This window comes from Conexibacter sp. SYSU D00693, from assembly GCF_017084525.1.
GTDB lineage: Bacteria > Actinomycetota > Thermoleophilia > Solirubrobacterales > Solirubrobacteraceae > Baekduia.
Window position 1 is genome coordinate 1,333,272 of sequence record NZ_CP070950.1, and the last position, 11,653, is coordinate 1,344,924.

Annotated in this window: 9 protein-coding genes; 1 reads left to right on the plus strand and 8 read right to left on the minus strand. The window is 75.6% G+C overall.

Annotated elements, in window-relative coordinates:
• Positions 1-72: 72 nt before the first annotated feature.
• Complete coding sequence (locus tag JUB12_RS06710; RefSeq protein WP_205698851.1) at positions 73-1,659, plus strand: acyl-CoA carboxylase subunit beta; 1,587 nt, start codon at positions 73-75, stop codon at positions 1,657-1,659.
• Here the strand turns inward: JUB12_RS06710 and JUB12_RS06715 are convergent.
• From JUB12_RS06715 to JUB12_RS06750, 8 genes are read right to left on the minus strand one after another with little or no spacing between them, the layout of a single operon-like run.
• Complete coding sequence (locus JUB12_RS06715; RefSeq protein WP_205698852.1) at positions 1,656-3,032, minus strand: MlaD family protein; 1,377 nt, start codon at positions 3,030-3,032, stop codon at positions 1,656-1,658. The two genes, JUB12_RS06710 and JUB12_RS06715, sit on opposite strands and share 4 nt — an antisense overlap.
• Positions 3,032-4,345 (minus strand): MlaD family protein, encoded by a 1,314-nt coding sequence (locus JUB12_RS06720; RefSeq protein WP_205698853.1) that lies wholly within the window; start codon positions 4,343-4,345, stop codon positions 3,032-3,034. The genes JUB12_RS06715 and JUB12_RS06720 overlap by 1 nt, the downstream gene beginning before the upstream one ends.
• Positions 4,342-5,703 (minus strand): MlaD family protein, encoded by a 1,362-nt coding sequence (locus tag JUB12_RS06725; RefSeq protein WP_205698854.1) that lies wholly within the window; start codon positions 5,701-5,703, stop codon positions 4,342-4,344. Before JUB12_RS06725 ends, JUB12_RS06720 begins: the two co-directional genes overlap by 4 nt.
• Positions 5,703-7,037, minus strand: coding sequence for an MlaD family protein (locus JUB12_RS06730; RefSeq protein ID WP_205698855.1), 1,335 nt, complete (start codon positions 7,035-7,037; stop codon positions 5,703-5,705). The genes JUB12_RS06725 and JUB12_RS06730 overlap by 1 nt, the downstream gene beginning before the upstream one ends.
• Positions 7,034-8,488 carry an MlaD family protein gene (locus JUB12_RS06735; RefSeq protein ID WP_205698856.1) on the minus strand — a complete coding sequence of 485 codons (1,455 nt, stop codon included), beginning with the start codon at positions 8,486-8,488 and terminating at the stop codon, positions 7,034-7,036. Before JUB12_RS06735 ends, JUB12_RS06730 begins: the two co-directional genes overlap by 4 nt.
• Complete coding sequence (locus tag JUB12_RS06740; protein WP_205698857.1) at positions 8,485-9,867, minus strand: MlaD family protein; 1,383 nt, start codon at positions 9,865-9,867, stop codon at positions 8,485-8,487. The genes JUB12_RS06735 and JUB12_RS06740 overlap by 4 nt, the downstream gene beginning before the upstream one ends.
• 3 nt (positions 9,868-9,870) lie before the next feature.
• A complete protein-coding gene (locus JUB12_RS06745; RefSeq protein WP_205698858.1) occupies positions 9,871-10,713 on the minus strand; it encodes an ABC transporter permease in 843 nt (280 codons plus the stop codon).
• Complete coding sequence (locus JUB12_RS06750) at positions 10,713-11,579, minus strand: ABC transporter permease (protein ID WP_205698859.1); 867 nt, start codon at positions 11,577-11,579, stop codon at positions 10,713-10,715. Before JUB12_RS06750 ends, JUB12_RS06745 begins: the two co-directional genes overlap by 1 nt.
• Positions 11,580-11,653: the final 74 nt, after the last annotated feature.

The window sequence follows — 11,653 nt, forward strand, 5'->3', positions numbered from 1 at the left end:
TGTGAGTCAAGCGGCAACCCACCGCTTCGTGGTGGCGGCCGCCGCGGGACTAGGACACAATGTCCGGACCACATGTCTGAGACGCCCGTCCCCACCACCCCGTCCTCCGACGCCCCGGCGCCGGGCGAGGTCACCAAGGCCCAGGGCCTCGCCGAGCTCGAGCGCCGCCGCGCCCTCGCGCTGGCCATGGGCGGCCCCGAGCGGGTCGCCGCCCACCACGCGCGCGGCCGGCTCACCGCCCGCGAGCGGGTCGCCCTGCTGCTCGACGAGGGCTCGTTCGTCGAGCTCGGCATGCTCGCCCACTCCGACCGGCCCGAGGTCGGCGAGCGCGCGGCGGCCGACGCGTCGGTCACCGGCGTCGGGACCGTCGACGGGCGCAAGGTCTGCGTCATCGCCAACGACGCGACGGTGCTCGCGGGCACGACCGGGAAGGTCGGTTCGCGCAAGCAGGGCCAGATCATGAGCCTGGCCGGGCGCAAGGGCTACCCGCTCGTGATGCTCGGCGACGCCAACGGCGGGCGCCTGCCCGACCTCCTCGGCTCGGACTTCGGCGCCTCGGCCGGCACCGACGAGGGCGAGCACTTCCTCGGGGTGCGCGTGACGGGCGACCGCATCCCGCGCGTGACGGCCATCCTCGGCAACGCCTACGGCGACCCGGCGTTCTGGGCGGGCTCCTCGGACTACGTGGCGATGGCGGAGGGCTGCTCGGTCGCGCTCTCCGGGCCGTCGCTCGTCGGGTCCTCCACCGGCGCCGCCACGACGCACGACGACCTCGGCGGACCGGCGATGACCGTGCGCACCACCGGCGTGGTCAGCCGGCTCGAGGCCACGGAGGCCGACGCGATCGCCTCGGTGCGCCGCTTCCTGTCCTACCTGCCCTCGAACGCCTCCCGGCCGGCGCCGGTCGCCGCGCCCGTGGCGCCCACGACCCCCGGCGAGGCGCTGCTGGAGGTCGTGCCCGACCGCGGGCGGCGCGGCTACGACGTGCGCAAGGTCATCGACGCCGTCGTCGACGGCGGCTCGTTCTTCGAGCTGCACCCGGAGTTCGCCCGCAGCGTCGTCGTCGGCCTGGCCCGCGTCGAGGGCCAGCCGGTCGGCGTCCTGGCCAACCAGCCGAAGTTCCGCGGCGGCGTGCTCGACGTCCCCGCGGTCGTGAAGGCCACGCGGCTGCTGGACCTCTGCAACGGCTTCGGCCTGCCGCTCGTCACGCTGCAGGACATGCCCGGCGTCATGGTCGGCGAGGACGCCGAGCGCCAGAGCGTCGCCCGCCGGCTCATGGAGCTCTTCACCGCCGTGGCCCGCTCGCCCGTGCCGAAGGTCACCGTCATCCTGCGCAAGGCGTTCGGCTTCGGCTACATCGCGCTGGCCGGCCCGTCGATGGGCACCGACTACGTCGTGGCGTGGCCCAACGCCGAGATCGGGTTCATGGCCGCCGACAACGCCGTCCAGGTCGTCCACGCCCGGCGGCTGCGCGAGGTCCGCGAGCGCGACGGCGAGGACGCGGCGCGCGCGCTGGCGGCCGAGCTGGAGGCCGACGTGCACTCCGCCTTCGCCCCGTGGCAGGCGGCGACGCAGTCCTTCATCCACGACGTCATCCGCCCGCAGGACACGCGCCAGGCCGTGGTCGACGGCCTCTTCATCGGCAGCGGCTACCGCTAGCAGTCCGCGTGGATGCGCGGGAAGACGTAGCCCGACTTCGCCAGGGCCTCCGGGCCGCTGATGCGCGGCCCGTCGGGGGTCGCGCCGTCCTTGCCGACCATCCCGGGCTTGGGGTAGGGGTTCCAGGTGAGCCCCATCTGCCGGCCCAGCAGGCCGCTGCGCAGCAGCGTGTAGGCCGCCTTGGTCACCGAGTCGGGCAGGCCGGCCAGCGAGTTCTCCCCGACGATCGGCGTGAGGCGGATCAGGTGGCCGATGGCGTCGTAGGAGTTCGAGGCCGAGCCCAGGCCCGTGACCGCCGCGATGACGTCCTTGGTGTAGGGCTCGGTGTAGCGGACCATCGGGGCGAGCTCGCAGACCGTCCTGCGCAGCTGCGGCAGCGCGCCGGAGAGCGGTGAGGACAGGCGCTGCACCCGCTCGAGCGTGCCCTGCAGCGGACCGCTCACGCGCCCGAGCTCGCGCACCGCGTTGCGGCCCTGCTGGGCGGCGGGGCGCAGGGCCTGCACCGCGGGGCGCAGGTCGTCGACCGTGTCGGCGAGCCGGCGCACGACGGGCGTGGCGGTCGTCGCCGCGGCGCGCAGCGTCCCGCTCGTGCGCTGCACCTGCCCGAGCGTCGCGGGCAGCTCGTCCAGCGTGCGGGCCAGCGCCGCGTCGCGCGCACCGACCGCGCGCAGCGCCGCGAGCCCGCGGTCGGCCGTGACGCGCACGGCCGCGCCCCGCTCGCCCACGGCGGCGGTCACGCGCCCGAGGCGGTCGACGAGCCGCGCCAGCTGCCGGCGGTCCTCGCTGAGCAGCCCGAAGACCGAGCCTCCGTGCTGGACCACCTGGGAGGCCTCGCCGAGCGTGCGGTTCAGCCCGTCGCCGCGGCCCTCGACCGCCCGGCCCAGGCCCCGCACGAGCTGACGCGCGCCGGTCCGCCCCGGGCCCTGGAGGACCGAGAGCAGCTGGTCGACGTCCACGTACTCGTCGGCCTGGCCGACCGGGAGGACGTCGTCCTCGCCCAGCGCCCGCGACGAGCTCCCGGGCGTCAGCTCGACGTAGTTCTCGCCGACCGGCGTGCGCTGGCGCAGCGTCACGCGCGAGTCGGCCGGCACCGGCAGCACGCGCTCGTCGGTGATGTCGAGCTCGAGCAGCGTCGCGTAGCCCTGGCGCGAGACGTCGGCCACCCGGCCGACCTTCGCGCCGGCCATCGTCACGCGCGAGCCCTTGCCCAGCGCCGACGAGGTCGGCACGAGCGCGCGGACCTTCGTGACCTCGCCGCCGCCGACGTCCCCCGACAGCATGAGCGAGCCGACGAACGTCCCGACGGCGACGACGAGCCCGACGACGAAGACGGCGAGGTGGTTGGCGAAGCGCCCGGGGCTGCCCTGCTGCATCAGTGCATGTCCTTCGCGGTCGGGACGCGCCCGCCGATGACCTTGCCGGGGGTGCACGCCTGCGGCGCGACCTCGCCCGGGTCGTTGAGCAGGCTGCTGGACTGCGCGCCGAGCACGACGTTGCCGCGCGGGATGGGTCCGCGCGCGTCGCCGAACTTCGAGATCGACGCGTTCCACTGGAAGAAGCCCTGGACGCCCTCCTTGCAGCTGGCCAGGTTGCGGGTGACCTTGTCGACGGTGTCGGCCTGCGGCGCGAGCTGGTCGACGGCGCGGTCGAGGTCGGCGGCCAACGGGCGCAGCTCGCGGGCGAGCGGGACGAGGTCGCCGACCGGCGCGCGCAGCGCGCGGATCGCCGGGCGCAGGTCGCCGGCCAGGCGGCGCAGGCCGGTGAGGCTCTGCGGCAGCTGCCCGGCGACGGGCGAGAGCGCGCGCAGCGCGCCGTCGACGTCCCCGAGGACGCCGCGGGTGGCCGTGAAGGACGCGTCCACCGCGGCGAGCGCGGGCGGCAGCTCGCGCAGCGTCGCGTCGAGGTCGCCGCGGCCGTCCTGCAGGGTCCCGAGCGTCGTGGCGCCGTCGCGCACGAGCTTGCGCAGCGCCTCCTGGCGGCGACCGACCTCCTGCGTGAGGACGGCGGTGTCGTGCACGAGGCGGCGGACCTTCGGCGCGCGGCGCGCGAGCTGCCGGGAGATCTCGCCCGCGTTGTGGATGAACGGCACGAGCTGGACGACCAGCGCGCGCAGCGAGCGGCCGCGGTCGGCCATCCCGTTGCCGAGGTCGTCGAGCAGCGTGCGCAGCCGCAGGCGCTGGCTGGGGCCGAAGACGTTGAGGACGTCGGAGACGTTGACCGGCAGCTTCGTCTGCGACGGCGCCAGCGGCTCGTCGGGGTCGGCCACGCCGGCCGACGGGTGGCCGCGGTCGACGACGTCCAGGTACATGTCCTGCAGCGCGGTCGTCGGGCGCAGCTCGGCACGGGCGTCCTTGAAGATCGGGCCGAACTCGTCGCGCACCTCGACGCGCAGCACGGGCTGGTCGCCGCGGACCTCGACCTCCTTGACCGTGCCGATCGGGACGCCCTTGAGCTTGACGTCGTTGAGGCCCTCCTGCACCGCCGTGACGTCGTCGACGGCGAAGCGCACCTGCGAGGTGTCGGTGAGCGCGTTCGGGTTGACGCGCGCCAGGATGAAGAGCAGCAGGCCGACGCCCAGGGCGAGGCCGAGCGCCACGGCGACTGCCGGGCGCATCGAGCGGGTGGCCTCGAGGCGCAGGCGCGCCTGGTTGAGGCCCCTCGTGCGACGGGTCCGCGGGTCGATCACGGCTTGCGCGCCCTCCGTGCGCTCGCCGGCTCGGTGCCCGGGGTCGGGCCGAGCGGCTGGTAGCCCATGAACGTGGCCAGCGCCTCCTGCAGCGAGTTGCACGCCGCGACCTGGGCCGCGTCGGGGTTCATGAGGTAGATCTGGCAGGGCAGCGAGTTCAGCGGCGAGCTGCCGACGGTCGCCGGGAAGCGGATGAAGTGCCCGTTGGCGTCCATCTGGCCCCCGGCGCCCGAGGCCAGGCCGGTGAACGTGCCGCCGATCATCACCGCGGTCGAGCGCTTGGTCTGCGGGTCGACCTCGTTGAGGTACGGCAGGATCGTCCGGTCGAGGCGCTCCACGCTCGGCGTGAGGTCCTTGACCAGCGGCAGCCCGCGCCGGGCGGTGCCCGCCAGCGACGAGGCCGCGGGGCGCAGCGCGCGCAGCAGCGGGACCGCGCGGTCGACGAGGCGGTCGGCCTCGACGACGGCGGGCCGCAGCTCGCGGAAGGTCGGCGCGACCTGGCCGGCGGGCCCCTCGAGCCTCGCGAGCAGCGGGTCGGCGAGGTCGAGCGTCGCGCCCAGCCGCGTCAGGGTGCTCTGCACCTCGCGCGCGGTGCCGGGCGCGCGCTGGAGCGTGGCGCGCAGCTCGCCGGCGCGGGCGGCGGTGGTGGCCAGCGTCGCGGCGGCGCCGGCGACGGTGCGGCGCAGCCCGTCGTCGGGCGCGTCCAGGCTGCGCACGGTGCTCGCGACCCCGCGCACCAGGCCGCGCAGGTCGCGGTCGAGCTGCTGGCCGCGCAGGGCGCCCACGCCGCGGCGCACGTCGGGCGCCACGCGGGCGACGGTGTCCAGGAGGCGGCCGGGCGCGTCGGCGTCGGCGAGCGCCTCCGCGGTCTCGCGCGGGAGCGTCTGCAGCCCCTGGCGCGCCCGCCCCTGCACCGCTGCGGTGACGTCGTCGACCTCGGTCTGGCGCGCGGTGCGGGCGACGGGGATGGTCCCCGAGAGCGGACCGCGGGCGCGCGAGCCGCGCTCGAGGTCGACGTAGAACGTGCCACCGAGCACGGACTTGAACCGCAGGACGGCGCCCGCGTCGGCGTAGAGCGGGCCGGCCTCGTCCTCGACGTCCATGGTCACGGTCGCGTCGCGCCCGCCGGGGTTGAGCTCGACGTCGCGCACCTCGCCCGCCGGGACGCCCTGGATGCGCACCTCGCTGCCCTGCTTGAGCTGCTGGCCGTCGGCGAACACCGCGCGGACGGTGTGCGTGTCGGCGCCGGAGAGCAGGCCGACGAGCGCTCCGGAGAGCCCGGCCGCGATGACGAGCACCACGACGCCGAGCATCGTGGCCCCGCGCAGGACGTCGCGGTCGACGGGCAGGCGCGCCATCAGCGTCCCCTCCGCGCCAGCGCCTGCGGCTTGTCGATGATCGGGTACGGCTTGGCCAGGTACTCGCACGGGTCCGGGTAGCCGTCGCGCACGACCAGGCCGGTGGTGTCCTGCATGCTCAGCGCCTCGGTCGGGACCGGCGCGGCGATCTGGAGGCGGAACTGCATCGGCGCGCCGTTGGGCCCGCCCGGGGCCCGCGCGCCGAGCCCGGTCATGCTGCGGAACACCGCCCCGAAGTTCTTGATGTCGCAGCCGTAGGGCGCGAGCTGGTCGGCCATCCGGCGCAGGTCGTCCGCGAGCCCGACGACCGGCTTGAGCAGCGGGTCGGCGGCCGACGTGACCCGCAGGGCGGCCGGCACCGTGGGCTCGACCTCGGCCAGCAGCGGGCGGGCCTTGCGCAGCGGGTCCTGGGCCTCGGCGAGCAGCGCGCGGGTGGCCCGCAGCGCGCCCGGCGCGTCGGGCAGCACGCGGCGAGCCGCCCGCGAGAGGCCCTGCGCCGCCACGAGCAGCGGACGCCCCGCGCCGAGGCCGGCCTGGGCGGCGGCCAGCGCCCCGGGGGCGGCGTCGAGCGTGGCCCGCGTCGCGTCGCGCTCCGTGACGAACGGGGTCAGCGCGTCGCTCGCGGCGGCGGGCAGCGCGCTCAGGGCGACGCGGCGGTCGTCGAGCGGGACGAGCGCCGCGTGCAGCGACGGCAGCAGCCGCGCGGTGGCGTCGGTGCGCAGCGCGGCGAACAGCTCGGAGGTCGGACCGATCTCGCGGGCGCCGGCCCGCAGGAGGTCGTTGACGTTGCGCCCCTGGCCGGCCAGGCCGGTGCCCAGCTCGCCGACGAGCGGGCGCAGGGCGCCGCGCGTCTCGCGGTCCAGGACGTCCAGGGCGTCCGTGGCGCCGTAGGTCAGCGTGTCGTGCCCACCCACGATGGCCCGGCCGTCGGCGAGCGGCTCGCGGCTGCGCCCCGGCAGCAGCTCGACGTAGCGCGAGCCCAGCAGGCCGTTGGCGCGGATGCGGATGCCGGTGTCGGCGCGCAGGTCGGTGCCCGGCTCGATCTGGAGCTCGAGGCGGCCGGTCCCGCCGGGGCCGCTGTCGACCGCCTTGACCTGGCCGACCCGCACGCCGCCCAGGCGCACCGGGTCGTGGGAGATGAGGTTGCCGACCTGGGGCACCTGGGCGTCGACGAACCGGTAGTCGCGCCCCGGGACGCCGTCGTAGAGCTTCACCGACAGCCAGCCGAACGCCGCGAGCAGGACGAGCACGGCGACGCCGCGGCCGAGGACCCGGACGGGCGGCTCGTCGTCGTAGCGGCGCACGCGCCGGGTGGTGGCTCGCAGGCGGCTCACGGTCCCAGGAGGAGGTCGAGGAGGCCGCCGTCGAGCGTGCGTCCGTCGTCGTGGCCACGGCCGGTCAGGTCCTTGAGCACGCCGTCGACGGCGTCGGTGACGCCCTTGAGGACCTCGCCGCCGGGCAGGCGCTGCACCGTCTCGCCGACCTTCGGCAGCAGCGGCTGCTTGACCGACGGCAGCCGCTCGACGAGGTCCTTGACGACGTCAGGGCGCCGCGCGTCGGGACGGGCCGGGGCGCGACGGTCGGGGGCGGCCGGCGCCTTGGCCTGCTCGCGCCGCTTCTCCTGGCCCTTGGTGAGCCGGTCGACCATGGTGAGCACGAGGTCGGGGCTCACCGACGCCTCCCCGCGGAAGACGTGGCCGAGGCCGTCGCGGAACTGGATCGCGCGCGACCAGTTCTCGAGGATGGCGATGATGTTGTCGGCGCTGCCGTCGAGCGTGTCGCTCACCGGCTTGAGGGACTGCGCCATGCCGGCCACCGCCTGGGCCGTCGGGCGGGCGCGGCGCAGGACGGGCGTCGCCTTGGTGGCCAGGCGCGACAGGTCGGGGCCGGCGTCCGTGGCGACGTCGAGCGTCGGCGCGGCCGCCTCGCGGAAGCCGTCGACCTCGCGCAGCGTCGCGGCCAGCGGCGGGGCGGCGGCGGCGATCTCCCGCGCGGCCGGCCCGAGGTCCTTCGTCGTGGTCTCGAGGTCACCGAGGAAGCCGCGCAGGGTGCGCAGCGTCTGCGGCGCCCGGGCGAGCGTGGTGCGCAGCTGGGCGCGACGCGCGGCGACGGTCTGCGCGGTGTCGCCGACCGTGTCCACCATCCGCGTGAGCGCGCGCCGCTCGCGGGTGACCTCGCGCACGAAGCGGCCGCTGCGGGCGAGCAGGTCGTCCATCGTGCGGTCGTCGGCGCGCAGCTGGGCGAGCACCGCCGAGGCGTCCTCGAGGCCGACCGGGAACTGCTCGAGCAGCTTGCGGATGTCGACCCGGCGACCGACGACGGCCTCGCCGGCCTCCGTGAGCAGGACCTGCGCGCGGGTGCGCGTGTCGGCGTCGAAGACCCCGAGGACCTGGTCGAGGTCCGTGGGCGTCGTGACGCGGTCGGCGGGCACCGTCGTCCCGCTGGGCACCGGGGCGCGCCGGGCGTCGCCCGGGTCCAGCTCCACCCGCTTGAGACCCAGGAAGTTGGCCGAGACGACGGCCACCGAGGCGTCGCGGCCGACGGGCCCGGCACCGTCCTCGAGCTCGAGCTCGGCGACGACGCGGTCGCCCGGCTCGAGGCGGAGGTCGACGCGACCGCGGTCGATCCCGGCGATGCGCACGGCCGAGCCGTCCTGCAGGCCGCCGGCGTTGGTGAGCGGCACGCGCACGACGTAGCGGTCGTCGTCGCCGCCCAGGAGCACCACGGCGCCCACGGCGACGGCGACGAGGGCCAGGAGCGCGGCGGCCAGCCGCCCGGCGCTCATCGCCCGCCCTCCCGCGGGACGCGGACGATCGGGAGGAGCTTCGGGACGCTGAAGACCTGGTCGGCGGGCCGGATCTCGGGGTCCTTGTTGGGGTCCAGCGCGTCGGGGCCGGCGCCGCACTCCGGCAGGAACCAGGGCTGGCCGGCGTTCGTGCCCGGCGGCCGCGGGAAGCCGTACTCGAGCCCGGAGAACAGCTTGGCCGCCTGCGCGGCGTTGTACGGCGAGGCGTTGCTGAAGGCCGGCAGGTAGTTCTGGACCTGCGCGCGGATGAGCTTGTCCTTGCCGTCGGTGCCCGAGAAGAAGTCGCCCCAGTTCGAGAAGAAGGTGTTGATCTCCGGGGTGAACGGCCGGATGCACCGCAGCGCCTCGACGGCCTCCGCGCCGGCCGAGCGCAGCTGTGGCGCGAGGTCGGTGACGTGGTCCAGCAGCGGGTCGACGTCGGGGACGGCCCGGCGCGCGGTGGCGAGCGTGGCCGTCGCGTCCGGCCCGGCGCGGCGCACCGCGCCCAGCAGCCCGTCCAGCGGCGCGGCGGTGCGCTGGACCTCGGCGACGCCGGGGGCGATCCGCGCGGTGACCGCCCGGGCGCGCTCGAGCGTCCCGTCGGCGTCGGCCAGCGTGCCGCGCACGGTGCGGAAGGTCGCCGGCGCCCGGTCCAGCGCCGCCTGCAGGCCGCGGGTCTCGTCGGCGATCGCGTCGAACGTCCCCGCCGCACCCTCGACGAGGGCCTTCACGCCGGGCTGCGCGTCGTCGACCGCCAGGAGCACCCGGTCGGCGGAGCGGACCATCGTGCGCAGGGCGACGTGCTCGCCGTCGAGGTCGCGCACCAGCGCGCTGGCCTCCGCGAGCGCCGGCGGGGCCTTGCGCAGCGTGGCGCGCAGGCCGGGACGGGCCCGCAGGAGCGCGGGACCCGCGCTGGCGAGCATCCGCCGCACGTCGCCGCGGACGCGCTCGGGGAAGGTCGCGAGGAGCTCGTCGAACTCGACCGGCAGGGCGAAGCGCGCGGCCGGGAACCGTCCGCCCTCCTGCACCATCGAGCCGCCGCCCCGGCCGGGCGCCAGGGCGATGTAGCGGTTGCCGAAGTTCGCGGTGCCGCCCCAGCGCAGCGTCATCCGCGAGCCGCGCGGGATCGGCCACGCCGCGTCGTCGACCTCGAGCTCCAGCCGGGCGTCGCGCCCGCCCCGGACCGGGTCGATCGACACCACGCGCCCGACCTCGGCGCCGGCCTGACGGATGAGCTGGCCCTCGACGACGTTCGTCGCCTCGGCCACGGTCACCGTGAAGCGGTGGCGCTGCTCGTCGCCGCCGCCACGCGCCAGCACCACGACGACCAGCCCGGCCGCCACGACGGCCGCGAGGCGCAGCAGGGTCCGCGCGCCCACCGCTCAGCCGCCGATCGGGAGGTTGTTGTCGGTGCCGAACACCATGACCGCGAAGAACGCGGCGATGACGTGGAGCACCACGAGGTTGACGACCAGCGAGCGTGCCACCGACGCGCCGACGGCGGCCGGGCCGCCCGTGGTGCGCAGTCCGTAGAAGCAGGCGACCAGCGCGGTCGTCACGGCGATCGTCGTGCAGGTGACGATGACGAAGACCGTGTCGCCGAAGCCCTGCACCGCCCAGTGCAGCGACATGAGCGTGTGGCCCGAGAGGCCGTCGAGCAGGACGACGACGATGAGGTAGGCCCCGAGGACGTTGGCCATCATCGAGACGACCGCCGCCACCGGCGCGAAGAGCAGCACCCCGACCAGGCGCGTGCCGACGAGGTAGCGCTGCGGGTCCACGCCCGTGGACTCGAGCGCGTCGACCTCCTGCTGGATCTTCATCGCGCCGAGCTCGGCGGCGATGCCGCAGCAGACCTTCGCGGCGAAGACGTAGCCGAACATCGTCGCCGCCACCTGGCGCGGCCCGACGATCCCCGTCACCAGCCCGAAGAAGTCACCGGCGCCGATGCCGCGCAGCAGGAAGAAGCCGAACGTCCCGACGACGAAGCCCTGGAAGAGCTGCATGCTGAACATCAGCGGCAGCGTCCCGCGCATCATCAGGGACGCCTGGCGCATCCCCTCCGAGACGTAGGTCAGCGATCCCGGGAGCGCCCGCAGCGCCTGGCCGGCGAAGCTCGTCATCTGCCCCGCCTCGGCGAGCGTCGACGTGCGGGGGCCGACGCGCGCGGGCGGGCGCTCGGCGAGCGGCGCGGCGGCCTGCGGGTCGGGGGCGGTCGCCGCCATCAGCCGCGCAGCGCCGACACGTCGGGGAAGACCGTGAAGTACGCGAGGTTGAAGACGACGTCGAACAGCCAGATCCCGAAGAAGGTGATGACGACGGTCTCGTTGACCGCGCGTCCCACGCCCTCGGCGCCCGGCTTGGACGCGAGGCCCTTGTAGCAGGCCACGACGCCGACGAAGAGCCCGATCAGGGCGTTCTTGAGCAGCATCGTCAGCCAGAGGTCCGACGGCTGGATGATGTTGGCCAGCGAGTCGAGGAAGACGCCGTCGGAGAAGCCGAAGTACCCCGGCGCGATGGCCCAGTTGACGACGTTGACCATCAGCAGGCTGATGAACGCCAGCACGGGCATCGCGAGCGTCATCCCGACGACGCGCGGGACGATGAGCGCCCGCAGGCGGTCGACGCCCAGCACGGCCATGGCGTCGAGCTCCTCGCGGATCTTGCGCGCGCCGAGGTCGGCGGTGACCGCGCTGCCCACGACGCCGGCGAAGAGCATGCCGGTGATCCAGGTCGCGATCTCGCGGCTCCAGATGATGAAGACCGTCCCGCCCTCGCGGTCGGAGACGCCGAGGTCGTCGAGGATCCCGCCGAAGAGGATGATCCCGAAGCCGATGAGGTAGACCGAGTGCGAGAGGGCCAGCGGCACGATGCAGCGCCGGTAGGCCTGGGCGACGTCGGTGACCGCCTCGCGCAGCCACGGGAACGGCGGCGTGACGGCCAGGCGCAGGACGCGCACGGCGAGCGCGCCCATCTCGCCCATCGTCCTGAGCCGCTGGCCCGGGGACGTCGCGACCGCGCCCGCGGCGAAGCCGTGCCGGTACGGGTTGCCGCCTCCTGCTGCGGCGCTGGTGGTCCTCCCTGCTCCCATGACCCTCGTGGCGACGCTATCCGGACAGCATGTCCGACTGCTAGACCCGGTCGGGCCGTTCGGGGGTGGCGATC

Excerpts from the sequence above, each read along its gene's own strand:
- JUB12_RS06750 (WP_205698859.1), bottom strand. The coding sequence starts at position 11,579 with ATGGGAGCAGGGAGGACCACCAGCGCCGCAGCAGGAGGCGGCAACCCG.
- JUB12_RS06710 (WP_205698851.1), top strand. The coding sequence starts at position 73 with ATGTCTGAGACGCCCGTCCCCACCACCCCGTCCTCCGACGCCCCGGCG.
- JUB12_RS06745 (WP_205698858.1), bottom strand. The coding sequence starts at position 10,713 with ATGGCGGCGACCGCCCCCGACCCGCAGGCCGCCGCGCCGCTCGCCGAG.
- JUB12_RS06735 (WP_205698856.1), bottom strand. The coding sequence starts at position 8,488 with ATGAGCGCCGGGCGGCTGGCCGCCGCGCTCCTGGCCCTCGTCGCCGTC.
- JUB12_RS06715 (WP_205698852.1), bottom strand. The coding sequence starts at position 3,032 with ATGCAGCAGGGCAGCCCCGGGCGCTTCGCCAACCACCTCGCCGTCTTC.
- JUB12_RS06725 (WP_205698854.1), bottom strand. The coding sequence starts at position 5,703 with ATGGCGCGCCTGCCCGTCGACCGCGACGTCCTGCGCGGGGCCACGATG.